Origin of the sequence: Pseudomonas fluorescens (assembly GCF_018614775.1) — a bacterium.
GTDB lineage: Bacteria > Pseudomonadota > Gammaproteobacteria > Pseudomonadales > Pseudomonadaceae > Aquipseudomonas > Aquipseudomonas fluorescens_BY.
This window is the reverse complement of record NZ_JAGGOF010000090.1, coordinates 1-25,390: the sequence shown is the minus strand read 5'-3', so window position 1 is coordinate 25,390 and position 25,390 is coordinate 1. Positions and strand designations below refer to the sequence as shown.

The following is a 25,390-nucleotide window of genomic DNA, read 5'->3' as shown; positions in this document are numbered from 1 at the left end:
GCGCCGATCCTCAGTAGTAAACCTGTGGCACGGTCAGGTTGGCCGGCGGGATGTCGGTGCCGACCCATTTGACGAACAGTTCCTTGTACCGGCCGGTGCGCACCTGCTGGTTGACGAACAGGTTGAGGTAGTTGATCAGGCCGTACTCGCTGCGCTTGGCGCCGAGGGACACGTAGTCGATGACATAGGGCGCATCACCGGCGATTTTCAGGTTCTTGTATTTGCCCGACTTGAGGGTGGCGGCTGCCACGGTGTTGGTCACCACGGTGGCCTCGATGTGCCCCTGGGCAACGGCCAGCAGCGTATCGTTCTGGGACTGGTAGGCGCGGAAGCTGCCGCTGCCCCAGTTTTTCTGGTCTTTCTCCAGGGCGATGGCTTCATAGGTGCCGCTGGTATTGCCCACGGCCTTGCCCTTGAGGTCGGCGAAGCTGTTGATGCCGGTGTTGTCGCGGGTCAACACGACCATCTGGAAGGCGAAGTAAGGCACGGTCAGGCCGACGGTCTTGGCCCGCTCCAGGGTGTCGGAGGTGGACGCGACGATGACATCGGCGCGGCCCGAGATCAGTGCCGGGATGCGGTCCGGGAAAGGGGTTTCCACCACTTCGGCGTCTACGCCGAGGACTTTCGCCAGGTCTTGGCAGTAGTCGACGTCGAAGCCCGCCGGTTTGTTGCTTTCATCGCGAAAACCCATGGGCGGGAAATCCAGGGTCACCGCACAACGCAGTTTGCCCGAGCCGATGATGTCGTCGAGCTTGTCGGCGTGGGCGTGGGCGATAAACAAGGGGCTGAGGACAACGCTGAGGGCTACGGCCAGTGCAGGGTTCTTCATAAATGCCTCGCTGTCGAATAAATGCGGTGAAATATCGTATTGAGGATTTCGTATACGATATTAGATAAGCAAGCGGCGTGCCCGAATCGAGTTATTCGTAGAAATGCCGGGAAACGTTTGATTTAGAGGTGTTGAGTGGATTGGCCCCCGCACGTTGGCAGGGACCGAGGGTTGTTTCCAGTGTTACAGATGGGAGCAAAGGGGGTCGGTAGCGCCCCGTAAGGGAACAGGGTTCAGCGTTGATTCTCGCGGTACTGGCTCGGCGACAGGCTGGTCAAGGCACGAAACTGACGGCTGAAGGCGCTGTGGTCGGTGTAACCACAGCGCAAGGCGATTTCGGTGATCGGCAGGGTGTGGTCGAGTAACAGTCGGGAGGCTTCTTCCAGGCGTGCCTTGTGAATCATCTGCCGGGGCGTGAGCTGGAAGATGCGCTTGCAGTGCCGTTCCAGCTGCGCCACCGACAAGCCGGCGAGGGCGGTCAGGTCGGCCAGGCTGATGGGGTGGGCGAAGTGGCTTTTGATATGGGCGTCTACCGCCGCCAGTTTCGGGAACGCCGGGTGACTGGATTGCGGCAGTTGCAGGTCGCGGGAAATGCCGGCGAGGCCGACGATGCTGCCGCTGGGGTCACGCAACGCCAGTTTGTGGGTCAGGCACCACACCGGCTGGTTGCCATAGTACAAGTGCAATTCGAGTTGGTCGGCCAGCTCCCGTCCGCTGCCCAGTACTTTGCGATCCTGTTCGGTGTACAGCGGGCCGAAGCGTTCGGGGAACACCTGTTCGGCGGTGAGCCCGAGCAGCTCGCTGCTGCGTTTGAAGCCGCAACGCCGGGCCAGGGTCTGGTTGACGAAGGCATAGCAGGCTTCGCGGTCCTTGATGAAAAACACCACGTCGGCGAGGGTGTCCAGCAGTGGCGCGACGGCTTGCAGGCTGCGGAGCAGCGTGTCGAGGTCGCAGGGCGTAAAGGCGGTGAGCGAGGGGTACATATCCGGCATGGCCTTTTTTGTGAGCGCGGGCTTGTTCGGGGCAGTGGAGTGTCAAGTGCAAGTGGGGTGCTTGTCACGCCGCTATCGCGAGCAGGCTCGCTCCCACAATGGTTTTGTGTCGTTCACTGAATGGCTGATCAACAAAATAACCCTGTGGGAGCGAGCCTGCTCGCGAAGAACGATAGCGCGATCACCGACCGGGCATCCGCCACAGATACCACGCCGCCACCGTCCGATAGGGGCTCCAGGCCAGGCCGATATCAATCATCTGCTTGCGGCTGGGCTGTTGCTCCAACCCCTTCAGCCGTCGATAACCTTCGCGCACCCCGAAGTCATCGGCCGGGAGGATATCGGGTCGCTCCAGGCTGTAGATCAGCAGCATCTCCACGGTCCAGCGGCCGACACCGCGCAAGGTGATCAAGCGTTCGATCAGGGCTTCATCTTCCATCGCCAGCGCCGTGGCGTAGTCGGGCACCTGTCCGTCCAGCGCCGCCTGGGCGATGCCCTGGAGGGTGGCGATCTTGCTGGCGGAAAAGCCACAACCGCGCAGCTGTGCAACGTCTGTCGCCAGCACCTGCTCAGGCGTGGGGAAGGTTTGACCCGGAAACAGCGCCAGCAGCCGACCCAGAATGGCATCGCCGGCCCTGGCGTGCAGTTGCTGATAGGCAATCGCCCGCATCAGCGCCTCGTAAGGATCCCGGGCCGGCTTGGGTTGCAACAGGCAGGGGCCGGTCGCCTCGACATGCCGTCGCCAGTCGTCATCGAGGTTTGCCAGGAAGAGACTGGCGTCGGGGTAAGGGACAGGCATTGACGAGGTGGTCTCCGGGGCGATCAAAACGCCAGGGGCAGCGAAACCTGCCGGGCGGCTTTTTCCAACCGCAGCAGAAAGGCCTTGCGCGGCTGCCCACCACCATAGCCGGTCAACGCGCCGTCCGCACCGATCACCCGATGGCAGGGGATGACGATGGCCAGGCGATTCTGCCCATTGGCCAGCCCGACGGCGCGGCTGGCACCGGGGCTGCCAAGAACGGCGGCAATGCCGCCGTAGCTACGGGTTTCGCCGTAGGGGATCTTTTGCAGTTCGGCCCAGACGCGCACGGCGAAGGCACTGCCGGGCATGTGCAGCGCAACCGTGAATGCCGTGAGCTTGCCGGCGAAATAATCAGCCAGTTCGCTTTCGATCTGTTGCAAATGAGCGTTGTGCCCTGGCGCGAGCGTGTAGCCGTAGCGCTGCTGCAGCTCGTCCAGCTCCTTGGTCAGGGCCGGTCGGTCGAGGAATTCCAGCAGCACCAGGCCGCGCCGTTCGGCCATCGCCAGCATCGGCCCCAACGGCGTGGTCAGCCGTGTGAACAGCAGGGGCTCGCTGTGGGCGGCGCGGCCCGGCGTGATGTGGAAGGATTTCACGAAGGCATCGCGAAAACCGCTCAGTGACTCATAGCCGGAGTCGAACGCCGCGTGGTCGATGGACGCACCTTCCTTGATGCCGCCCAGGGCGATACCCAGGCGGCGGGTGCGCAGGTACGCGTGAAAGGTCATGCCGAAATGCTGCTTGAACCAGCGCCGCAGCGTCAGCGGTTCGACGCCTCGCTCCTGCAGCAGGGCGTCGGTCCAGCGCCGGTCGGGCTCGGCGTCCACGGCGCTGAGCAACGCCTTGATCCAGTCCGGCGCGATGGCGGCAGCGTCCAGCGGCTTGCAGCGCAGGCACGCGCGGTAGCCGGCCGACAGGGCCTCGTCAGCGTGGGCGAAGAACTCCACGTTCTCCGGCTTCGGCTTGCGTGCCGTGCAACTGGGGCGACAGAAGATGCCAGTGGTCTTGACCGCAGTGAAGAACACCCCCTCGTAGGCGGTGTCTCGTTCGAGCATGGCGCGGACCATCTCGGCGTGGGGCGGGAGCAGCGAGTCTTGTAGGTTCATGGTGTGAGCATAGAGCCGTGTCCGGGACGGCTCCACCGGAAAATCGACAGGGAATTTTTTCCTGACGGTTGCGGATGCTCAAGGGACGGACGCTTGGGAAAACACCGTGGGAGCAAAGCTTGCTCGCGATGCGGCCCACGCGGCCCACGCGGTCTACAGGTCACCGAGGCGCCTGAATCGCGAGCAAGCGTTGTTCCAAAAGACTCTCCCCGGCGCTAGGCAGTTTTCTTCAATACAGGCTGCCACGGGCTACTTACTCTGATCGCACCCCACAGACATGCAGAAGGTATCGCGATGAGTTTGATTTTTTCCATGGCGGCGTTTGCCCTGGTCGCCTCCATTACGCCCGGACCGGTGAATATCGTGGCCCTCAGCTCAGGCGCCCGGTACGGCTTTCGCGCCACCTTGCGCCATGTCGGCGGCGCAACCCTGGGCTTTGTCCTGCTGCTGGTGCTGATGGGGCTCGGGTTGCATGAAGTGTTGCAACGCTGGCCTGGGCTGACCCGGGTGGTGCAACTGGGCGGCGTCGCGTTCCTGTTGTTCATGGCCTGGAAACTGGCGATGGACAACGGGCACTTGGGCGGCGAAGACGAGGGGCGGGCGCCCTCGATGGTCTACGGTGCGCTGATGCAATGGCTCAACCCCAAGGCCTGGCTGGCCTGTGTGGCCGGTATGGGGGCATTCGTGGCTGACGGCGAGGCACGGCTGGTGTGGCAATTTGCGGCGATCTACCTGGTGGTCTGCTACGTCTCGGTGGGCTGCTGGGCTTACGCCGGCAGTTTCCTACGCACCTGGCTGGGCAATCCGGCGACCATGCGCCTGTTCAATCGGGTGATGGCGGTGTTGCTGGTGGCGAGTGCGGTGTATTTGTTGATGCCTTGAGACACCACGGACGTTTGACCCGCATGCTTTTATGGGGAGAGGGGATAAATCCCTCGCCACAGGCAACCCTGCTCCCCGTTCAGCCAGTATCAGCCGCGATACTGCCCCGGTGTAGCCGCCAGGTGTTGCTTGAACGCTCGCTGGAAGTGCGCCTGGTCGGCAAACCCGCTGTGCAGTGCGACGTCGGCGATCAGCTTGCCTTCGCGCAATTGCTGGCGGGCGAACTGGATCCGCCGGTTGACCAGGAACGCATGGGGCGTCATGCCGTAGTGGCGCTTGAAGGCGCGGCTCAGGTAAGACGCCGAGAGATTCGCTGCGGCGCAGATGTCTTCGAGCTTCAACGCCTCGGTGCAATGGTCGTGGATAAACTGTGCTGCGCGCATCAACCCAGGGTGGCTGCCCCGGTCCGGGCGCCCGGCCGGGTTGAGCCGCTGTTGAAGATCGGTGAAAAACGCCTCGGCAGCGGCCCGCTTGCACAGGGGGCTGAGGTGGTCATCCACCAGTTGCCCATACAACCCTTGCAACGCCGCGAACAGCTCGGCATCGCGACTGTGTGCAGTGGCGAAGCCCTGGAAGTCCAGGTTCGGGTCAAAACCCAGGCGACGCTGCAAATCCCTCAACCACAGGGTCTCCACGTAGAGCATCACATAGGACCAGGGTTGATCGTCGATCGGGTTGCAGGCATGCACGGCCCCGGGGTTCATCAGCACCACCGTGCCGCTCGCCACCTGGAAATTCGACTGCTCATGAATATACGTGCTGCGCCCGGCGGTGATCGCACCGATCGAGAAATGATCGTGGGAGTGGCGCGAGTAGCAGACCTTGCGCCCGTCGGCGATGGCCCGGGCCTCGATGAAAGGCAGGGCCGCATCGCGCCAGAAGCGTGGGGCGGCGTCATGAGTGGCGTGCTTCATCGGTCAGCGTCCTCGTCGTATGCTGTCGCAGTGTATTCGCTCCGATCGACAATTACCTCTTCGCTCAGCCGACAGGTTCATCGGCAGTTGGAGGAAGGGGCCTCGGCTCAATTGCGGGGCGATTCCGCGGGGTCTGGTGCAGAGCGAGTGGTTCGGGCATGTCGAGGGAGCCTTCACCGGTTCGGCTCGTGGTGGATCCGCGGGCAAGTTCGAATTGGCCGACGGTGGCACGATCTTCCTCGACGAAATGGGCGACATGTCTTTCGGGGCCCAGGTCAGCCTGTTGCGAGTCCTGCAAGAAGGCGAAGTCACCCGCGTGGGGCGGAGAAATCCCAGCGGGTCAACGTGCGCATCATTACCGGTCTGCAATAGCGAGCGGGCCTCCCGCCATAAGGGCTTCTGAAATGTTTTTTTACATTCCCCTGTAAAAAGCCTCAACCCCGGCCGATAACGGGGTAAGCGTACACACAATTAATCCAATCTTACGCTGACTGGCATGGATGCTCGACCCCATCACCCCGAGGTCTTCCCATGTCCATTCGTAACCTGAATATCGCACCCCGAGCCTTTCTTGGCTTCGCCTTCATTGCGCTGCTCGTTATTGTCCTGGGCGTCTTCGCCGCCAATCGCATGTCGGTGATTCGCCAGGCCTCGGTGGAGATGGAGCAGACCCAGGTCCCCAGTCTCGGCTACTTGTCCAATGTGATGGAAAACGTGCTGCGCATGCGCATCCTCTCGTTCCGCGTTCTGGTCAACCGCGATCCGGCCAGCCTGAAGGAAGCCGAGACCCGTATTGGTGTCCTGGTGGAAAAGCTGAACAAGGCCAACGCCGCCTACGCAGCGCTGCCGACCAGCGCTGGTGAGGCCGAGCTGTACAAGGCTTTTTCCGTGACCCTCGATAAATACCTGAAGGACCAGGAGAAGATGCTGGAGCTGTCTCGGCAGGACAAGGCCGACGAGCTACGTACCCACATCAATACCAGGATCAAGGAAGGCACCGACCTGATGGGTGAGCAGCTCAACAAGCTGATCGCAATGAACGTGGCCGGTGCCGGTGAGGCCTCGGCCAGCGCGGGTGAGCACTATGACACCGCGATCATGGGCATTGTCATCGTGTCGGTCATTGCCGCGATGGCCACCGTGCTGCTCGCGCTGCTGCTGACGCGCAGCATTGTCACGCCGCTCAACCGTGCGTTGGAGGCGGCGCGGGTCATTGCCGGGGGGAACCTGGTCCAGGTGATCGCGGACGATGGCAAGGATGAACCCGGGCGGTTGCTCAAGGCCCTGGCCGACATGCAAGGCAGCCTGCGCCAGACCATCGAACAGATTGCCGGTTCCGCCACCCAGTTGGGCGCGGCGGCCGAAGAACTGAGCGCGGTGACGCAGGAGTCTTCCCGTGGCTTGCAACAACAGCACAATGAAATCGAGCAGGCCGCCACGGCGGTCAACGAGATGACCGCAGCGGTGGAGGAAGTCGCCCGTAACGCGGTCTCTACTTCCGAAGCTTCGAACCAGTCGACCCAGGCGGCCCATGAAGGTCGCTCGCGCGTGGTGGAAACCGTCGACGCGATCCAGACCATGACCCACGATGTGCAGACCACCGCGTCGATGATCGAAGGCCTGGCGGTCCAGGGCCGCGATATCGGCAAGGTGTTGGACGTGATCCGTGCCATTGCGGAACAGACCAACCTGCTGGCCCTCAACGCCGCCATCGAAGCCGCTCGCGCCGGGGAGGCTGGACGCGGTTTTGCGGTGGTGGCCGACGAAGTCAGGGCCCTGGCCCATCGCACGGCGCAATCGACCCAGGAAATCGAAAAGATGGTCGCCGGCATTCAGAACGGCACGGGGCAGGCCGTGCAGTCGATGCAGCAAAGCAACCAGCGTACCCAAAGTACGTTGGAAATGGCCCGGGCCGCCGGCGTGGCGCTGGAACAGATCACCCAGTCGATCCACCAGATCAACGAACGCAACCTGGTCATCGCCAGCGCGTCGGAAGAGCAGGCCCAGGTGTCCCGTGAAGTGGACCGCAACCTGGTCAACATCCGCGACCTGGCGACCCAATCGGCCAGCGGCGCGAAACAGACCAGCGACGCGACCCATGAACTGTCGCGCCTGGCAGTGGCGTTGAACGCGATGGTGGCGCGGTTTGTGATTTGAGATAGGGTTGAGGCTGGATACCGCGCAATCAGGAGACTTACATGCGCTTTTCAGCCTTGACCCAACGCATTACCGGCGATGGCGCCGCTGCCTGGCAGATCCACGACCGGGCGCTGGCCATGCGCGAACAGGGCATGGACGTGCTGCTGTTGTCGGTGGGCGATCCGGACTTCGATACACCGCGCGCCGTCGTTGACGCCGCGGTGGGCAGCCTCCGGGCCGGGGATACCCATTATTCGGACATCCGGGGCCTGCAGGCCTTGCGCAGCAGCATTGCCCAGCGTCATCAGCGGCGCTGTGGCCAGGCGATGGGCGCCGAGCACGTCACCGTGTTACCTGGGGCGCAATGCGCGGTGTATGCGGTCGCGCAATGCCTGCTCAACCCTGGCGATGAGGTGCTTGTTGACGAGCCGATGTATGTCACCTACGAAGCGGTATTCGGTGCCTGTGGGGCGACGGTGGTGCCGGTGGCGGTGCGCCCGGAAAACGGTTTTCGGGTCGAGCCGGCTGATGTGGCCCGGCGGGTGACACCGCGCACCCGGGCGATGTTGCTCAACAGCCCGAACAACCCATCCGGTGCCAGCCTGCCGCTCGCGACCTGGCAAGGGTTGGCGCGGCTGTGCATCGAGCATGACCTGTGGCTGATCAGCGATGAGGTCTACAGCGACCTGCTGTACGAAGGCGAACACATCAGCCCGGCCAGCCTGCCGGGCATGGCCGAGCGCACCGCGACGATCAACAGCCTGTCCAAATCCCACGCCATGACCGGCTGGCGTATCGGTTGGGTCATCGGGCCTGAGCCCTTGGCCGGGCATCTGGCCAACCTGTCGTTGTGCATGCTGTTTGGCCTCCCGGACTTCGTCCAGCGCGCAGCCCAGGTTGCCCTGGAAGAGGATTTGCCTGAAGTGGCGCACATGCATGAAGAATATCGCCAGCGCCGGGATCTGGTCTGCGCGATGCTCGATGACTGCCCGGGCCTCAAACCGGTGCGGCCGGATGGCGGGATGTTCGTGATGGTCGACGTGCGCCAGACCGGCCTGGATGCCCAGGGATTTGCCGAGCACCTGCTGGAGGGCTATGGCGTTTCGGTGCTGGCCGGCGAAGCCTTCGGCCCCAGCGCGGCAGGGCACATCCGCATCGGACTGGTGGTCGACCGGACACAACTGGCGCAGGCCTGCCAGCGAATCGCGGCGTGTACGGCGGGGCTGCTGCAGGCACTTCGGGCCTGATCACTCAGCCAACTGACCCACCGCTATCGCGAGCAGGCTCGCTCCCACAAGGATTTACAGTGAACACGGAATCAATTGTGGGAGCGGGCTTGCTCGCGATGACGGCAGTACATTCAACAGAAATGCCAGCTGACCCACCGCTTTCGCGAGCAAGCCCGCTCCCACAGGACCCATGTCGATCAGCGGTTTTGTTTGCGCACCAACCTCATCACCCCGACAAAAAACACCGGCACGAACACCACGGCCAAGGTCGCGCTGATCATTCCGCCGATCACCCCGGTGCCGATGGCCTGCTGGCTCGCCGAGCTGGCCCCGGTGGCGATGGCCAGGGGCACGACGCCGAGGATGAAGGCCAGGGAGGTCATGATGATCGGCCGCAGGCGCAGGCGTGCGGCCTGCAGCGTGGCGTCGATCAGGTCATGGCCCTGGTCATACAGGCTCTTGGCGAATTCGATGATCAGGATCGCGTTCTTCGCCGAAAGGCCAATGATCGTCACCAGCCCGACCTTGAAGAACACATCATTGGGCATGCCACGCAACGACACCGCCAGCACCGCGCCCAGTACCCCCAGCGGCACCACCAGCAGCACCGAAGTGGGGATTGACCAACTCTCGTACAGCGCCGCCAGACACAAGAACACCACCAGCAGCGACAGGCCGAGCAACAGCGGCGCCTGGCTGCCGGACAGGCGTTCCTGCAAGGACAACCCGGTCCATTCCTGCCCCAGGCCCGTCGGCCCCCGCGCCACCAGCCGTTCGATTTCGGTCATGGCCTCGCCCGTGCTGTGGCCGGGTGCCGGTTCGCCGGAAATGCCAATGGCCGGGTAACCGTTGTAGCGGGTCAGCTGCGTCGGACCCTGAGTCCACTTGGCCTGGACAAACGCCGACAGCGGCACCATTTTCCCGGCGTTGTTGCGCACATGGATGTTCAGCAGGTCGGCCACCTGGCTGCGCTGGTCGCCTTGCGCCTGGACCACCACCCGCTGCATCCGTCCCTGGTTGGGGAAGTCGTTGACGTAGGCCGAGCCGACCGCGGTGGACAACACGTTGCCGACATCGGCGAAGGACACCCCCAAGGCATTCGCCTGCTTGCGATCGACTTCCAGTTGCACCTGCGGCGCCTCGGCCAGGGCGCTTTCGCGCACGTTCATCAACACCGGGCTTTTCCCCGCCGCGGCGAGCAGTTCGTCACGGGCCTGCATCAACGTGGCATGGCCGAGGCCACCGCGATCCTGCAAGCGGAACTCGAAACCACTGGAGGTTCCGAGGCCGTCCACCGGTGGCGGCAGCACGGCAAACGCCATGGCGTCCTTGATCGCACCGAAGGCCTGGTTGGCCCGGTCGGCAATCGAGCCGGCCGAGTCGTCACTGCCACGCTCGGACCAATCCTTGAGCGTCGTGAACGCCAGTGCCGCATTCTGTCCGCTGCCGGAAAAGCTGAAACCGAGGATCACCGTGCTGTCGCCCACGCCCGGTTCGCCGGCATTGTGGGCTTCGATCTGCTCGACCACCTGCACCGTGCGGTTCTTGCTCGCACCGGGAGGCAGCTGGATGTCGGTGATGGTGTAACCCTGGTCTTCCACCGGCAGGAATGAAGAGGGCAGGCGACTGAACAGCAGGCCCATGCCCACCAGCAGCACACCGTAGACCAACAGGTAGCGCCCGCTGCGCTTGAGGGCATAGGCGACCCAGCCTTGATAGCGCTCACCCAACTGGTCGAAGCGGCGATTGAACCCGCCGAAGAACCCACCTCTGGCGTGGTGCTCCCCCGGGTTGATCGGCTTGAGCAAGGTGGCACAGAGGGAGGGCGTCAAGCTCAGGGCCAGGAAGGCCGAGAACAGGATCGACGTTGCCATGGACAACGAGAACTGCCGATAGATCACGCCCACCGAACCCGGCATGAACGCCATCGGGATAAACACCGCCACTAGCACCAGTGTGATGCCGATGATCGCCCCGGTGATCTGCCCCATGGCCTTGCGCGTCGCTTCCCTGGGCGACAGTCCTTCGCTGGCCATGATCCGTTCGACGTTCTCCACCACCACAATGGCGTCGTCCACCAGGATGCCGATCGCCAGGACCATGCCGAACATGGTCAGCACATTGATGGAGAAACCCAGGACGAGCATGGTCGCAAACGTGCCCATCAGCGCCACCGGCACCACCAGCGTCGGGATCAAGGTATAGCGGATGTTCTGCAGGAACAGGAACATCACCGCGAACACCAGCAGCATGGCCTCGCCAAGGGTATACACCACTTTGGTGATCGAGACTTTGACGAACGGCGAGGTGTCGTAAGGGATCTTGTACTCGACCCCCGCCGGGAAGTAGCGCGCCAGTTCATCCATCTTCGCCCGCACCAGGGTTGCGGTTCTGAGGGCATTGGCCCCCGGCGAGAGTTGCACGCCCACGGCGGTGGACGGCTTGCCGTTGAGCCGCGTGGAAAACTGGTACTCCTGGCTGCCGATCTCCACCCGTGCCACGTCGCCGATGCGCACGGTCGAGCCATCGGTATTGGCCTTGAGCACGATGTCGGCGAACTCTTCGGGCGTCGACAATTGCCCCTTGACCAGCACCGTCGCGGTCATTTCCTGAGTGGGGCGCGCCGGCAGGTCGCCGATGCTGCCCGCGGAAACCTGGGCGTTCTGCGCCACGATGGCGGCGTTGACGTCGGCTGGGGTCAAGTTGAAGCCGAGCAGTTTCTGCGGGTCGATCCAGATCCGCATCGCCCGTTCGGCGCCGTACAACTGCGCCTTGCCGACACCGTCCAGGCGCTTGATCTCGTTCATCACGTTGCGCGCCAGGTAGTCGCTGAGGGCCACGTCGTCGAGCTTGCCGTCGCTGGAGGTGAGGGTGATCAGCAGCAGGAAACCGGCCGAGACCTTGTCCACCTGCAAGCCCTGCTGGGTGACGGCCTGGGGCAAGCGCGACTCAACGGCCTTGAGGCGGTTCTGCACATCGACCTGGGCCAGCTCCGGGTTTGTGCCGGGTTGGAACGTCGCGGTGAGGGTGGCGCTGCCGAGGCTGCTCTGGGAAGCGAAGTACAACAGGTTATCGGCACCGTTGAGTTCTTCCTCGATCAGGCTGACCACGCTCTGGTCCACGGTTTGCGCCGACGCGCCCGGGTAGGTGGCGGAGATCTCGATCTGTGGGGGCGCGACGTCCGGGTACTGGGCCACCGGCAACTGCGGGATCGCCAGCACACCGGCCAGGATGATAAACAACGCAACCACCCAGGCGAACACCGGGCGGTCGATAAAGAACTGCGGCATGGCAAAGGACCTGATTACTGACCAGGGAGCTGGGCAAGTGGAAGAGGGGAGTTGTCGATCCGGACTTTTTCACCGGGCCGGGCGTGTTGCAGACCTTCGACGACAATTCGATCGCCCGGCTTCAAGCCCTGGGTGACGATCCAGCGATCATCCTGCGCCGCGCCCAGCGCTACCGGTTGCACGCTGACGGTCTGCTCGGCGTCGAGCAGCAGCACCTGGGCGATCCCGGCGCTGTCACGCAGGATGGCCCGTTGCGGCACGCTGATGCCTTGGCGGTCGACGGCTTGCTCCAGGCGCACGCGTACGAAGCTGCCCGGCAGCAGGTCGAGGTCGGGGTTGGGAAATTCGCTGCGCAAGGTGATCTGGCCGGTGCCCGGGTCAACGGTGATGTCGGCGAACAACAGTTTGCCCGGCAGCGGGTACAGGCTGCCATCGTCCTGGATCAGCGTGGCCTTGGCCTGATCCGGCTCGACTTGCTGCAGGTGGCCGGCGCGCAGGGCCCGGCGCAATTCGTTGAGTTCGCGGGTCGATTGCGTCAGGTCGGCATGGATCGGATTCAACTGCTGGATGAGCGCCAGGGGGGTGGTTTCGTTCTGCCCCACCAGTGCGCCTTCGGTTACCAGCGCCCGACCGATGCGCCCGGCAATCGGTGCGGTAACGGTGGCATAACCGAGGTTCAACCTGGCCCGTTCCACGGCTGCCTTGCTGGCGGCGACATCCGCCGCGGTCTGGCGCGCAGCGGCGCGGGCATTGTCGTAATCCTGGCCGCTGATGGCGTTGTCCTCGATCAGGCGCGAGTAGCGCTGCGCCTGCAAACGGGCCTGGAAGGCGTTGGCCTCGGCCTTGCGCAACGCCGCGTCGGCGCTGTCCAGGTCGGCCTTGTACGGCGCCGGGTCGATGCGAAACAGCACGTCGCCTTTCTTCACATCGCTGCCTTCGCGATAGACCCGTTGCAACACCACGCCGGGCACCCGCGCCCGCACTTCGGCGGTGCGTGGCGCTGCAATCCGCCCGCTCAGCTCGCTGCTGATGGACAGCGGCCGGGCTTCGATGGTTTCGATGGCCACGCTGGCCAGCGGCGCTTCGTCCGTGGGCGGCGCGGCGCTGTCACAGGCGCTCAGCGACAGCGCCCCGAGCAGCAGGCCCAGCGTGGCGAGAGAGTTCTTTGGCATGGTGCATCCCCAATAATGAGCGGTGCCATGCTACGGCGCAGAGGCGGGAGGATCGGTAAAGCTTTGTAGGGGGTGTGTGAAATTGTGTAAGGGTTTTGCGCCGGGTTGGGTGGGGGCGTATATCCTTGGCAACTTGATTTCTTCAGTGACTGTCATGACGCCTTCGCGGGCAAGCCCGCTCCCACAGGAGTTCGCGTGAACCCTGTGGGAGCGGGCTTGCCCGCGAAGGCGGTCGATCAGGCGCCACAGCACTATTCTGGATACACCCCATGCCCAACATCCTCTTGGTCGAAGACGACACCGCGCTGTCCGAGCTGATCGCCAGTTACCTGGAACGCAACGGCTATCAAGTCAGCGTGCTCGCCCGTGGCGATCACGTGCGTGAGCGGGCGCGGGTCAGTCCGCCGGATCTGGTGATCCTCGACCTGATGCTGCCAGGCCTGGACGGCTTGCAGGTTTGCCGCCTGCTGCGGGCCGATTCGGCGACCTTGCCGATCCTGATGCTCACCGCCCGGGACGACAGCCAAGACCAGGTGCTGGGCCTGGAAATGGGCGCCGACGATTACGTCACCAAACCCTGCGAGCCGCGGGTCTTGCTGGCACGGGTGCGGACCTTGTTGCGGCGCAGCAGCCTCACCGAGCCACAGACCGCCAATGACCGCATTCTGATGGGCAACCTGTGCATCGACTTGTCCGAGCGCACCGTGAACTGGCGCGGGCAACCGGTGGAACTGTCCAGCGGCGAATACAACCTGCTGGTGGTGCTGGCCCGTCATTCCGGCGAAGTGCTGAGTCGCGACCAGATCCTGCAACGCCTGCGCGGCATCGAATTCAACGGCACCGACCGCTCGGTGGACGTGGCGATCTCCAAGTTGCGGCGCAAGTTCGACGACAACGCCGGCGAAGCGCGCAAGATCAAGACGGTGTGGGGCAAGGGCTACCTATTCAGTCGCTCCGAGTGGGAATGCTGAGCCGATGTGGAAGCTGCTGATTCGCCTTTACCTGGTCACCATCGTGTCCTACAGCGCGGCGATCTACCTGATGCCGGAGCTGGTGATCCGCTTGTTCCACGAACGTTTCATGACTTACAACCTCGACCATTCCCGTGGCCTGCAAACCCTGATGGCCAGGCAGTTCCATGCCGTGCCCAGCGAGCAGTGGCCGGCGCTGGCGGCACAGATGGACAAGGAATTCGAGCCGTTGCACATCGAGCTGGCCGCCATTGAGGACCCGGGTTTCAGCACGGCCGAACAGGCGCGTCTCAAGCGCGGTGAGAATGTGGTGCGCCTCGGTGACTGGGCCTGGCGAACCCTGGCGGTCGCGCCGCTGGATGAGCGCACGGCGGTCAAAATGATCGTTCCGCCGGACCCGGCCGACGTCAACTGGCTTTACTGGAGCATAAACGTGCTCATCGGCGCGACGCTGCTTGCCTGCCTGTTGCTCTGGTTGCGGCCGCACTGGCGCGATCTGGAGCGGCTCAGGAGCACCGCCGAGCGCTTCGGCAAAGGTCACCTGGGCGAGCGCACGCAGATCGCGTCCAGCTCGAACATCGGCAGCCTGGCCCATGTGTTCGACACCATGGCCGGCGATATCGAAAAGCTGCTCAACCAGCAGCGCGACCTGCTCAACGCCGTCTCCCATGAACTACGCACGCCGCTGACCCGGCTCGACTTCGGCCTGGCCCTGGCGCTGTCCGACGATTTGCCGGCGGCCAGTCGCGAGCGCCTGCAAGGGCTCATCGCGCACATTCGCGAGCTGGATGAACTGGTGCTGGAGTTGCTCTCCTACAGCCGTCTGCAAAACCCCGGGCGCTTGCCCGAACGGGTCGAAGTGCCGCTGGACGAATTCATCGACAGCATCCTGGGCAGTGTCGACGAAGACCTGGCGGCGCCGGACGTAGTGATCGATGTGTTGTTGCACGGCTCGCTGGAACGTTTCGTGCTCGACCCGCGCCTGACCGCGAGGGCTTTGCAGAACCTGCTGCGCAACGCCATGCGCTATTGTGAAAGACGGATCCAGGTCGGCGTGCTGGTGGGTGATCAAGGCTGTGAAATCTGGGTCGACGATGACGGCATCGGCATCCCGGACGACGAGCGCGAGCGGGTCTTCGAGCCGTTCTACCGCCTGGACCGCAGCCGCGACCGTGCCACGGGCGGTTTCGGTCTTGGCCTGGCCATCAGCCGCCGCGCCCTGGAAGCCCAGGGCGGTAGCTTGACGGTGGAAGCCTCGCCACTGCGCGGGGCGCGGTTCAGGCTGTGGCTGCCCACTCCATCACCCTGATCAATAGGATCCCCGTGGCGAGGGAGCTTGCTCCCGTCGGATGGCGAAGCGGCCCCTCCAGCCTCACCCGAACAAACCCGCCGCAATATTGATCGAAAACCCCAGGATCGCCGTGTTGAACACGAACCCGATCAACGATTGCGCCAGAACGATCTTGCGCAGCTGGCGGGTGGCGACGCCCACGTCCGAGGTCTGCACCGCGACCCCGATGGTGAAAGAGAAGTACAGGAAGTCCCAATAATTGGGCGTGGTCAGGCCCTCTGCGAATCGCAGGGCCGGCTCCTTGCCCTCCCAGGTGTAATACAGTCGCGCATAGTGGACGCTGAAGATCACCCCGATCAGCAGCCAGGAACCGATGACCGTCATCGCCGTGAAGCCGTAATGCAAGAGCTTGTCGGTGGCCTGCAGGTCGCGGCTGCCGGCCAGTTCGAAGGTAATGGTGGCAAGGCTGGCCAAGGCCGCGATGCAGACCGTGAACAAAACCAGCCCGGCGTTTTCATCCTCGATTTCGGCGATGCGCCTGACGTCCGGTGCTTTGGCTCGCACGGTCAGCCACGACATGAGCGCCAGATAAATCCAGACCCCGGCATTCCAGCCGATCAGGATTTTGCTGATGACACTGTCCGCAGGGACCAGGATGCCCACTGCCAGGCCAACGGCCATGGCGCTGGATAGACGCGGGTGGGTGCGGGCGAGAAAGGGCATGGAGGCTCACTGTCCGGGAGATAGGCGCCTAGTATGCTCAGGCCAAGGCATATTCGGCTATGGCACGATTGAATGTGGGAGCGAGCCTGCTCGCGATAGCGGTGGGTCAGCTTGCGACGTTGTTGCAGGTGCTGGCCCCATCGCGAGCAGGTCGCTCCCACATTTTTCCAAGGTGGAAAAATTCAGATTGGCCACCCCTCATCCACCGGCGAAATGTCTTTCGTCGCAAATATTCCCCGCTGATGGCTTTTTGATGGCTGCTTGCAATGTGATTGCGTACAATCGCGGCTTTCAACCGGGCATGGAGGCAGTCCGACTCTCCCGTCACGAGAACACTCCATGCTCATTGGTACGTATTCCCCCGCGCTCGTTTCCATTTCCCTGTTTGTTGCCGTATTGGCGTCCTACACCGCGCTGGACCTGGCTGGGCGTATCGCCACCACCCAGGGACACGCGGCGCACCTGTGGATGGGTGGGGGCGCCTTGGCGATGGGGGTGGGCGTCTGGTCCATGCACTTCATCGGCATGCTGGCGTTCAGCTTGCCGGTGGAGCTTGGCTACGATACTTCTATCACTGCGCTGTCGCTGCTGATCGCCATCGTGTCTTGTGGTTTTGCCTTGTGGCTGGTGAGCCAGCCCAGTCTGCCAACATGGCAGTTGGCTTTTGGCGCGCTGATCATGGGCGCGGGCATCAGTGGCATGCATTACACCGGTATGGCTGCATTGCAGATGCAGCCGGGCATCGACTATGACCCGACGCTGTTCGGGGCTTCGCTGGTCATTGCTGTCGGTGCCTCTGCGGCGGCGTTGTGGATTGCCTTTCGTCTGCGCCAGAATAGCCCTCACGTGCGCCTGGCCCGGGCCGGTGCTGCAGTGTTCATGGGCATCGCCATTGTCGGCATGCACTACACCGGGATGGCCGGGGCGCAGTTTCGCGACGGCAGTTTCTGTGGTGCCTTGGACGGGCTGAGCGGCAAGGGCCTGGACAATGTGGTGCTGATCACCACCCTGGCGGTACTGGCCATCGCCTTGTTGACCTCGATCCTCGACGCACGCCTGGAAGCCCGCACCGCCGAGCTGGCCCAATCCCTGACCCTGGCCAACCGCGAGCTGACGCAGTTGGCATTGCACGACCCGCTGACCGGTTTGCCCAACCGCGTGCTGCTGGCCGACCGCATCGACCAGGCCATGCACCGCGTGGAGGAGCAGGGGGGCTGTTTTGCCTTGATGTTCATCGACCTCGATGGTTTCAAGCCGGTCAACGACGCTTTCGGTCACCACATGGGCGATCTGTTGCTGCGGGACGTGGCCCTGCGTCTGCGTGAAGACTTGCGCAGCCAGGACACCCTGGCGCGGATCGGCGGGGATGAATTCGTATTGCTGGTGCAGTTGGCCGAGCCCGACGATGCCTTGCGCCTGGCCGCCCGTCAGGTCGGGTTGATTGGCCGCACGTTCCGGGTAGCCGAGCATGATCTGCAGATCTCCGCCAGCGTTGGCATTGCGGTGTACCCGGGTAATGGCTGCAACGCCGAAGAACTGTTGATGAATGCCGACGCGGCGATGTACCACGCCAAGGGCGCGGGCAAAAACGGCTACAGCTTTTTCGACGCTTCGATGAACAGCAACGCCCGCAAGCAATTGCAACTGCTCCAGGACTTGCGCGTCGCCGTCGAACAGCAGCAGTTCAGCCTGTATTACCAACCCAAGTTCGACGCCGTCCTCGGTCGTCCGGTAGGCGCCGAGGCCTTGTTGCGCTGGACCCATCCGACCCAGGGCCTGCTGATGCCCGACACCTTCATTGACCTGGCGGAAAAGACCGGGTTGATCATCCCCATCGGCGAATGGGTGCTGAACGAAGCCTGCCGCCAGATGCGCGAATGGTACGTGCTCGGTTACACCGACTGGCGCATCGCAGTGAACCTTTCGGCCTTGCAGTTCTGTCATACCGGGTTGGTGCAGAGTGTCGCCAAGGCACTGGAGACCCATCACCTGCCGGCCAACAGCCTGACCCTGGAAATCACCGAAACTACCGCCATGAGCGATGCAGACGCGAGCATGACGGTGCTGCAGCAACTGTCCGATATGGGCGTGGACCTGTCCATCGACGACTTTGGCACCGGCTATTCCAGCCTGATGTACCTCAAGCGCCTGCCGGCCAACGAGCTGAAGATCGATCGCGGCTTCGTCCGCGACCTGGAGCACGACAGCGATGACGCGGCCATCGTCTCCGCCATCGTCGCCCTCGGCCAGGCCCTGGGCTTGCGGATCGTGGCCGAAGGGGTAGAGACCGACGTGCAGCAGGACTTCCTGACCCAGTTGGGCTGCGATTCGCTTCAGGGCTACCTGCTGGGCCATCCGCTGCCGGCCGAGCGCTTCCTCCTCGACATCCGCCAGGCGAAACGCGTGGCGATGGCCTGACACGCATCTAAAGGCCCCTGAAAAACCGGTGGGAGCGAGCCTGCTCGCGATAGCGGTGGGTCAGTTTGCAAGAATGTTGGCTGTGCCGCCGTTATCGCGAGCAGGCTCGCTCCCACAGTGTCGGGGGATCACAAAATTTCTGTTTACCACAGACCGCTGTGGGAGCCTTCACAGCAAAAAGGAATGAATTGCCGCCGTTGAAGTCCCAGTTCAGTACCCTGAATAACTGGAGTTTTTCTATGCGCAAGTCACCCCTGATCGCCAGCCTGGTCCTGATCGCCGGTCTCGGAGCCCTCGGCCCCGTGGCACAAGCGGCGCAAGCCACCGGAGATGCGGTGGAGCATTCGCCCAACAATGGGCGCCGATTGGTGGAAGCCGACCGTACGCCCGCCGAATACCAGCGCTCGGAAAAAGCCATCAAGAACTGGAAAGAAAAGGGCCTCGAAGCCCCGGACGAGGGTTCGCAATGGGTGCAGATCAATGACAAATACGTGATGGTGGTGATCGCCTCCGGTCGGATTCTCAAGATCACCCCCGCCACGCGTTAAGCCATCAGAGCACTTCGCCTTTGTCCCACAGGTGAACCAGCTCGCCGGGTGCCTGGTCCTCAGGCACCTTGAGCACCATTTCGTCATCCTGGTCGTTGGCGCGGTAGCGCACCTCGATCTGGAAAAAGCGCTGATCGCCACGACCGGGCGCAGGCGCGGCCAGTGGCAGGCAACCTTCCAGCAAGGAACAGATGCGCGTGCGCTGGGTAATGTCGCACTGGGCGAATTCGATTTCCCGTGGGCGGGTCAAGGCGTGAATGGCCGCCACGCCGCCCTGGCGTGACAGCCGTACCACCGCGTTGTCATCGAGGTCTGGAAGGGTTTTCATCAACTCTCCTGTGTCAGGTCGACGCCGACCTGGTGCCAGCCGTTCTGCACCGCTTGCACCTCCCGGATACCAAAGCGCTGGCGGGCGTGCTCGACGGTCAGGCGGGCGAAGTCGCTGAAGGAGGCGTCGTTGGCCAGTCTTCTATCGCACAAGGTTTCATACCAGATCCGGCCGGCTTTTTCCCAGGCAAATCCGCCCAGCGTGGTCGCCACCAGATAAAAGGCGCGGTTGGGGATGCCCGAGTTGATGTGCACGCCGCCGTTGTCCTCGCGGGTGATGACGAACTCGCGCATGTGCGCCGGCTGTGGGTCCTTGCCCAGCAGCGGGTCATTGTAGGCAGTGCCGGGGTTGGACATGCTGCGCAGGCCGTCACCGTTGATCTTGTCGGTGAGCAGGTCGGCGCCGATCAGCCAGTCCGCCTGGTCGGCGGTCTGTTCGAGCACGAACTGCTTGACCAGCACGCCGAACACGTCGGAGACAGACTCGTTCAACGCGCCGGACTGGTTGGCGTAGACCAACCCGGCTTCACTTTCGGTGACGCCGTGGGTCAGTTCGTGGGCCACCACGTCCAGGGAACGAGTGAAGCGCTGGAAGATTTCGCCATCGCCGTCGCCGAATACCATTTGCGCGCCATTCCAAAAGGCGTTCTGGTAACCCTGGCCATAATGCACGCTGCCCACCAGGGCGAAGCCCTTGTTGTCGATGGAGTCGCGGCCCAGGACTTTCCAGAAAAAATCATAGGTGGCGCCGAGGGCATCGTAGGCCTCGTCGACGGCTGGGTCGCCACTGGCCGGCTGGCCTTCCAGGCGTATCGGCTGGCCGGGCAGTTCCATGCTGTTCCGGGCATCATGCACGCTGCGTTGCGGGTGCCCGGCCTGGCCCGGCTTGGGCAGTTTCGCGGCGGCCGGTGGCGTGCTCGGCGGGCCAGGGTTGTGCCGCAGGTTGCGCACGTGGGTCAGCGTGCCGAGGGCGCTGGAACGCTGTTGCTCGGAGCCATGGGCAATGATGCGATTGAGGATGTACGGAGGAATGAAACTGTGAATCGGGCGAGAGTCGAACATCAGAAAATCCTTATCTGAACGGCAGGGCGATACCCATGTGAACCGAAGTGGTTCCAGCGGTTCCCCACTGATGGGGCACAAACCATGCGGTAGGCGCAAAGCTTGCCAGACACGCCGATTTCTGCGAAAACCCGCGCCTCGAACCACACGGAAATGCTCCATGAACGAAGAACTGCACATCATCGACCTGCAACAGGGCGATGGTAAAAGCGTAGTCAAAGGCGCGCTGATCACCACCCAATACCGTGGCACGCTCGAAGACGGCACCGAATTCGATTCATCCTACAGCCGTGGCAAACCGTTCCAGTGCGTGATCGGCACCGGCCGCGTGATCAAGGGGTGGGACATCGGGTTGATGGGCATGCGGGTCGGCGGCAAGCGTCAGCTGAAAGTGCCGGCGCACCTGGCCTACGGCGAACGTTCCGTGGGCGCCCACATCAAGCCCAATGCCAATCTCATCTTTGAAATCGAGCTGTTGGAAGTGCTGACCCGGGACGATTGAACGGCGCCGGTCGATCAGGACGTTACAACGCCGGGGGATCGCTGAACAACGGGATGCGACCGTTGACAGAGGGGCGGTAGCGCCAGGCCAACTGAGCCAGGCCTGGTGCTCGCTGGAGTATCGTCCCTAGCGCGGCTTGGGCGATGAGCAGTGCCAGGTGTTGACCGGGGCATTCGTGCTGCCCGGTCCCGAAACTGAAGCTGCGGCGGTTCGGGCGGTCCAGCAGTAAGGCGTCGGGTTGCGGGTTGAGCAGTGGATCGCGGTTGGCCGAGGCCAGCAGCACCAGGATCGCATCGCCGGGGTGCAAAACCCTCCCGAGGATCTCGCAGGGGGTGGCGACGAATCGGCGAGTGTTTTGCACCGGTGGGTCGAAGCGTTGGACTTCCGCCAGCAGCGAGCTGATTTGCTTGGGCTCATTCCTGATCGCCTGATACAGCGCCGGATGGTGGATCAGCGCCAGCACTGTGTTGCCGATCAGGCCGGCCGTGGCTTCATAGGTCTGTGCGAGCAGGCCGATCAGGTTGGCAATGAGGCCGTCCGGATCGGCCTCTTTGAAATCTTGGCAGATGCGCGCTGACAAAAGGCTGTCCCGCGCATCGATCCGCGCCTGGAACAACGTGATCAATTGCTCGGTGGCCCGGTGTGCGGCGTCCAACTGCGTGGCGTGGCTGAGGGGCGACAGACAGGCGACGAAACGCCCCGTCAGTTCGCTGACCAGGCGACTGTCCGCCGGGTTGAAGCCCAGCAATGTCGCCACCACGCTGGTCGGCCAAATGAACTGCGCATGGTGCAGGCCTGCGGCGCCGTCCCTGAGAAAACGCGTCCTGACCAGCGCCTCGACCTGATGGGGATCGATGTCCTGTAACCCTGGCGCAATCGCCGCCCTCGGGCAACGCTGCCGGTCTCCTTCGTTCATCCGCATCAGTCGCCCGAACACCTGGCCGGCAGGACCCGCGGCAATTGCCTTGGGCACCGGCTCGTGAGTGGGGCGCACCTGGCAGGCCGGATGGCGCAGCACGGCGCACACCGCCTCGGCGCTGCTGGCGATCCACAGGTTGAGTTCGGGATCGAATGCCAGGCCACCGGCGCTGCGCAACGTGGCGTAGAAAGGGTAGGGATCGCTGTGCGTCGCGGCGGTGATCGGGTCCATGGAGCGCTGCCTGTTCGTGATGGAGAAAGTGTTGCTACTATCCCCAGACGCTGCATGGCTTGATTCGTCGGGGAGCGAAATATGGACGCAGAACTACATGACCGGGGCGTCTCTCAAGTGGCCGCGGCCATTGCCGAGCCGGCCCGCACTCGAATGCTCTGTGCATTGATGGATGGTCATGCTCGGACCAGCACGGAGTTGGCCAGCATCGCCGACGTCAGCGCGTCCACCGCCAGCGCCCACTTGGCGAAGCTCAAGGACCTGGCCCTGGTGCGCCTGCATGTCCAGGGCCGTCATCGCTACTACAGCCTGGCGGACAAGCGCGTCGCCCAGGCCCTTGAGGCGTTGATGGTGATCGGCCAGGACGCCGCGCCGACCTTCACCTCGCGCACACCGGATCGCCTGCAATTTGCCCGTACCTGCTACGACCACATGGCCGGTACTTTGGCCGTGCGGCTGCATGACCGCCTGCTGGAGGCTGGATGGCTGGTGGAGGTGGACGGGCCAGGTTATCGGCTGAGTGAGTCGGGCGAAAAGTTGTTCGAGGGGTTGGGCATTGACGTACAGGTGCTCGCCACCCAACGGCGCCGATTTGCCTGCCCCTGCCTGGACTGGAGCATGCGCCGTCCACACCTGGGCGGCGCCTTGGGGGCGGCGTTGCTGCACGTGGCGATCAAACGCAAGTGGCTGATTCAGGACCGGGACAGCCGGGCGCTGGGGTTGACCGCCAGCGGTCGCAAGGAAATTGCGCGGCGGTTTGGCGTTAACGTCGAGAGGGATGTCGCGCCGGCTGACGCTATCGCGAGCAGGCTCGCTCCCACAGTGGAATTGCGTTGACCGCAGACTCCACGAACACCCCGAAACCCTGTGGGAGCGGGCTTGCCCGCGAAGACGTCGTGTCAGTCGACACCAATGCTGGCCGAACCGCCGCCTTCGCGAGCAAGCCCGCTCCCACAAGGGTCCATGCCAGTGTGGCTGATCAATGTGGGAGCGAGCCTGCTCGCGATGGCGATATCCGCCACACCGCCGCCATCAAGGCAGGCTCACGCCATATGCCGCCGCCGATACTCGTCCGGCGTGGTGCCCATCATCTTGCGGAACATGCTGATGAACGCCGAGGCGCTGTTGTAGCCCAGGTCCAGGCCGATGGTTTCCACGGTCTGGCCCCGTTCGAGCCGGGCCAGGGCTTCGATGACTTTCAGGCGCTGGCGCCATTCCATCAATGACATGCCCAGATCCCGCTGTGCCCGGCGCATCAGCGTGCGCTCGGTGGTGTGGGCGGCGCGAGCCAGTTCCGGCAGCGAACGTGGATCGCCGGGGTTGGCCTCCAATGTCCGCAATACCGAGCCCAACAACGGGTCGTCGGAGGAGGGCAGGTAGCTGCCGACATGGGGCGCCTGGGTTAGCTTGTCCACCAGCACCTGAAGCAGCCGCTGCTGTTCGGGCGTTTGCGACTGGCCCGGCGGGTCGCTGCGCAGTTCTTCGAGCAGTGCGCGGATCAACGGGCTCAAGGTCAACGCGCAAGCCTCGGTCGGCAACGCAGCGCACAGTTCCGCCGCCAGATACAACGAGCAGTGACAGGCCTCATGCCGATTGAACCCGACATGTTCCAGGTCCGGCGGCAGCCAGATACCGTACTGCGGTGGCGCCAGGTAATGGTGCCCGGCGGTCTCGATCTCCATGACCCCGCTGTAGGAATAGACGAATTCGCCCCAGGCATGCCGGTGGCGGGGGTAGGTGGCATGTGCGGGCATGCAGGCGCTGCGAAAATAAATCGGCACGGGCAGGGCCGTTTCGAACGGCGGGATCTTCACGTGCTGGGCAGGCATGGACATATCGACGGCTCTGACGGAATACCGGGATGGCTTGTCGGGTAATCACTATATCCAGCAAAGCTGTCAGGCAGACAATCCTTTCATCGAATTCAACCAAGGACTGTTCCCATGACCACTCGCCGCGCCTTGGATGGCCAGGTCTGTGCCCTGATGACCGGCCTCTGCGCCATCTGGGGTTTCCAGCAAGTTGCGATCAAGGCCAGCGCTGCCGACATGGCGCCGATGCTGCAACTGGGCCTGCGCTCTGCCATCGCTGCGGTGCTGGTCTGGCTGCTGGTGCGGGCCCGTGGCGAGCGCCTGTCCCTGGCCGATGGCAGTTGGCGCCCGGGGTTGCTGGTGGGCTTGCTGTTTGCCCTGGAGTTCGTGCTGGTGGGCGAAGGCCTGCGCCACACGACGGCGTCGCACATGGTGATCTTCCTCTACACCGCGCCAATGTTCGCCGCCCTTGGGCTGCACTGGAAACTGCCCAGCGAACGCCTCAAGCCTTTGCAGTGGACGGGCATCGGCGTGGCGTTCGCCGGGGTCGTGGTGGCCTTCAGTGGCGGGTCGGGTGCGGCGAACGGCAGCTCGCTGCTCGGTGATGGCATGGGCCTGCTGGCCGGCGTGCTCTGGGGCGCGACCACAGTAACGGTGCGCTGTTCGCGATTGACGGACCTGCCCGCCAGCCAGACGCTGCTGTATCAACTGGTCGGCGCTGGTGTCGTGCTCATCGCACTGGCGGCGATCCTCGGGCAAGCGACGACGATCAACCCTACGCCGCAACTGCTGGCCAGCCTGGCGTTCCAGGTGCTGCTGGTGTCGTTCGCCAGTTTCCTGATCTGGTTTTCGCTGCTGCGCCGTTACCTGGCCTCGCAACTGGGCGTGCTGTCGTTCATGACACCGTTGTACGGCATCGGCTTTGGTGTGTGGCTGCTGAACGAGCCGCTGGAGCCGAACTTCATTGCCGGCGCCGTTCTGGTGCTGAGCGGTATCTTGCTGGTCAGCGGCTACGGCTGGATTCGCGAGCGCTGGGGGCAAGGGGCGCCATTGCGGCGCGGGTAGCCAAAACGAAGCGTAAAAGTGTCAGCATTCGATCGTTCCCACGCTCTGCGTCACTAGTGTCCGGTAAAACCTTTCAGAGCTGAAGGCTGCCTTGGGCAGCCTTCAGCTCTGTTCGCTTTTGCCTTCGGTATTCAAGCTGTTCGATGCTCAATGGGCGTTCAAACAAGCTG

The 25,390-nt window shown here is 63.5% G+C and carries 22 protein-coding genes and 2 pseudogenes; 12 read left to right on the top strand and 12 right to left on the bottom strand.

What is annotated here, in order from left to right:
* Positions 1–10: 10 nt before the first annotated feature.
* From J7E36_RS20835 to J7E36_RS20820, 4 genes are all read right to left on the bottom strand, one after another.
* Positions 11–829: an ABC transporter substrate-binding protein gene (locus J7E36_RS20835; RefSeq protein WP_215007200.1), complete on the bottom strand. Its 819-nt coding sequence runs from the start codon at positions 827–829 to the stop codon at positions 11–13.
* A 233-nt stretch (positions 830–1,062) separates the two neighbouring features.
* Positions 1,063–1,812, bottom strand: coding sequence for an AraC family transcriptional regulator (locus tag J7E36_RS20830; RefSeq protein WP_215007198.1), 750 nt, complete (start codon positions 1,810–1,812; stop codon positions 1,063–1,065).
* 190 nt (positions 1,813–2,002) lie between these two features.
* Positions 2,003–2,620: a DNA-3-methyladenine glycosylase family protein gene (locus J7E36_RS20825; RefSeq protein WP_215007196.1), complete on the bottom strand. Its 618-nt coding sequence runs from the start codon at positions 2,618–2,620 to the stop codon at positions 2,003–2,005.
* Positions 2,621–2,643: 23 nt separating this feature from the next.
* Positions 2,644–3,726: a bifunctional transcriptional activator/DNA repair enzyme AdaA gene (locus tag J7E36_RS20820; protein WP_215007194.1), complete on the bottom strand. Its 1,083-nt coding sequence runs from the start codon at positions 3,724–3,726 to the stop codon at positions 2,644–2,646.
* Between the two features lie 294 nt (positions 3,727–4,020).
* On the opposite strand from J7E36_RS20820, the gene J7E36_RS20815 reads away from it, so the two are divergent.
* Positions 4,021–4,608 (top strand): LysE family translocator, encoded by a 588-nt coding sequence (locus J7E36_RS20815; protein ID WP_215007192.1) that lies wholly within the window; start codon positions 4,021–4,023, stop codon positions 4,606–4,608.
* 89 nt (positions 4,609–4,697) lie between these two features.
* Here J7E36_RS20815 and J7E36_RS20810 read toward each other — a convergent pair whose 3' ends face one another.
* Positions 4,698–5,522, bottom strand: a complete 825-nt coding sequence (locus J7E36_RS20810) for a helix-turn-helix transcriptional regulator (RefSeq protein WP_215007190.1) — start codon at positions 5,520–5,522, stop codon at positions 4,698–4,700.
* A gap of 106 nt (positions 5,523–5,628) precedes the next feature.
* On the opposite strand from J7E36_RS20810, the pseudogene J7E36_RS20805 reads away from it, so the two are divergent.
* The 4 genes and pseudogenes from J7E36_RS20805 to J7E36_RS20795 form a co-directional block, all read left to right on the top strand.
* A pseudogene (locus J7E36_RS20805) lies at positions 5,629–5,879 on the top strand (sigma 54-interacting transcriptional regulator); the annotation flags it as partial.
* Between the two features lie 174 nt (positions 5,880–6,053).
* Positions 6,054–6,824, top strand: a pseudogene (locus J7E36_RS25635) (MCP four helix bundle domain-containing protein); the annotation flags it as partial.
* The gene (locus tag J7E36_RS25630; protein ID WP_435304189.1) at positions 6,816–7,679 is read left to right on the top strand and encodes a methyl-accepting chemotaxis protein; all 864 of its coding nucleotides are present in this window, start codon (positions 6,816–6,818) and stop codon (positions 7,677–7,679) included. The pseudogene J7E36_RS25635 and the gene J7E36_RS25630, both read left to right, overlap by 9 nt.
* Positions 7,680–7,720: 41 nt before the next feature.
* Entirely contained in the window at positions 7,721–8,908 is a 1,188-nt protein-coding gene (locus J7E36_RS20795) for a pyridoxal phosphate-dependent aminotransferase (RefSeq protein WP_215007185.1), read from the top strand.
* A 179-nt stretch (positions 8,909–9,087) separates the two neighbouring features.
* Here J7E36_RS20795 and J7E36_RS20790 read toward each other — a convergent pair whose 3' ends face one another.
* On the bottom strand, positions 9,088–12,180 hold the full coding sequence (locus J7E36_RS20790) for an efflux RND transporter permease subunit (RefSeq protein ID WP_215007182.1): 3,093 nt from the start codon (positions 12,178–12,180) through the stop codon (positions 9,088–9,090).
* 14 nt (positions 12,181–12,194) lie between these two features.
* Positions 12,195–13,352, bottom strand: coding sequence for an efflux RND transporter periplasmic adaptor subunit (locus J7E36_RS20785; protein WP_215007179.1), 1,158 nt, complete (start codon positions 13,350–13,352; stop codon positions 12,195–12,197).
* A gap of 269 nt (positions 13,353–13,621) precedes the next feature.
* Here J7E36_RS20785 and J7E36_RS20780 point away from each other — a divergent pair, with 269 nt between their 5' ends.
* Both J7E36_RS20780 and J7E36_RS20775 read left to right on the top strand, forming a co-directional pair.
* Positions 13,622–14,323 (top strand): response regulator transcription factor, encoded by a 702-nt coding sequence (locus tag J7E36_RS20780; protein WP_215007176.1) that lies wholly within the window; start codon positions 13,622–13,624, stop codon positions 14,321–14,323.
* Between the two features lie 4 nt (positions 14,324–14,327).
* Complete coding sequence (locus J7E36_RS20775; RefSeq protein ID WP_215007173.1) at positions 14,328–15,632, top strand: ATP-binding protein; 1,305 nt, start codon at positions 14,328–14,330, stop codon at positions 15,630–15,632.
* A 63-nt stretch (positions 15,633–15,695) separates the two neighbouring features.
* On the opposite strand, the gene J7E36_RS20770 is transcribed toward J7E36_RS20775, so the two are convergent.
* Positions 15,696–16,337 carry a DUF1345 domain-containing protein gene (locus J7E36_RS20770; RefSeq protein WP_215007170.1) on the bottom strand — a complete coding sequence of 214 codons (642 nt, stop codon included), beginning with the start codon at positions 16,335–16,337 and terminating at the stop codon, positions 15,696–15,698.
* 339 nt (positions 16,338–16,676) lie between these two features.
* Here J7E36_RS20770 and J7E36_RS20765 point away from each other — a divergent pair, with 339 nt between their 5' ends.
* The gene (locus J7E36_RS20765; RefSeq protein ID WP_215007167.1) at positions 16,677–18,755 is read left to right on the top strand and encodes a putative bifunctional diguanylate cyclase/phosphodiesterase; all 2,079 of its coding nucleotides are present in this window, start codon (positions 16,677–16,679) and stop codon (positions 18,753–18,755) included.
* Positions 18,756–18,994: 239 nt separating this feature from the next.
* Complete coding sequence (locus tag J7E36_RS20760) at positions 18,995–19,303, top strand: RcnB family protein (RefSeq protein WP_215007164.1); 309 nt, start codon at positions 18,995–18,997, stop codon at positions 19,301–19,303.
* 4 nt (positions 19,304–19,307) lie between these two features.
* Here J7E36_RS20760 and J7E36_RS20755 read toward each other — a convergent pair whose 3' ends face one another.
* Together J7E36_RS20755 and J7E36_RS20750 are read right to left on the bottom strand one after the other, a co-directional pair.
* Entirely contained in the window at positions 19,308–19,631 is a 324-nt protein-coding gene (locus tag J7E36_RS20755) for a protealysin inhibitor emfourin (protein ID WP_215007161.1), read from the bottom strand.
* On the bottom strand, positions 19,631–20,692 hold the full coding sequence (locus J7E36_RS20750; protein WP_215007158.1) for a M4 family metallopeptidase: 1,062 nt from the start codon (positions 20,690–20,692) through the stop codon (positions 19,631–19,633). Before J7E36_RS20750 ends, J7E36_RS20755 begins: the two co-directional genes overlap by 1 nt.
* 160 nt (positions 20,693–20,852) lie before the next feature.
* Here J7E36_RS20750 and J7E36_RS20745 point away from each other — a divergent pair, with 160 nt between their 5' ends.
* Positions 20,853–21,194, top strand: coding sequence for an FKBP-type peptidyl-prolyl cis-trans isomerase (locus J7E36_RS20745; protein ID WP_215007155.1), 342 nt, complete (start codon positions 20,853–20,855; stop codon positions 21,192–21,194).
* A gap of 22 nt (positions 21,195–21,216) precedes the next feature.
* Here J7E36_RS20745 and J7E36_RS20740 read toward each other — a convergent pair whose 3' ends face one another.
* On the bottom strand, positions 21,217–22,344 hold the full coding sequence (locus tag J7E36_RS20740; RefSeq protein WP_215007153.1) for a cytochrome P450: 1,128 nt from the start codon (positions 22,342–22,344) through the stop codon (positions 21,217–21,219).
* Positions 22,345–22,425: 81 nt separating this feature from the next.
* Between J7E36_RS20740 and J7E36_RS20735 the strand changes: the two genes are divergently transcribed.
* A complete protein-coding gene (locus J7E36_RS20735) occupies positions 22,426–23,181 on the top strand; it encodes an ArsR/SmtB family transcription factor (RefSeq protein ID WP_215007150.1) in 756 nt (251 codons plus the stop codon).
* Positions 23,182–23,387: 206 nt separating this feature from the next.
* Here J7E36_RS20735 and J7E36_RS20730 read toward each other — a convergent pair whose 3' ends face one another.
* Positions 23,388–24,179, bottom strand: coding sequence for an AraC family transcriptional regulator (locus J7E36_RS20730; RefSeq protein WP_215007147.1), 792 nt, complete (start codon positions 24,177–24,179; stop codon positions 23,388–23,390).
* A 108-nt stretch (positions 24,180–24,287) separates the two neighbouring features.
* On the opposite strand from J7E36_RS20730, the gene J7E36_RS20725 reads away from it, so the two are divergent.
* Entirely contained in the window at positions 24,288–25,220 is a 933-nt protein-coding gene (locus J7E36_RS20725) for a DMT family transporter (RefSeq protein WP_215007144.1), read from the top strand.
* Positions 25,221–25,390: the final 170 nt, after the last annotated feature.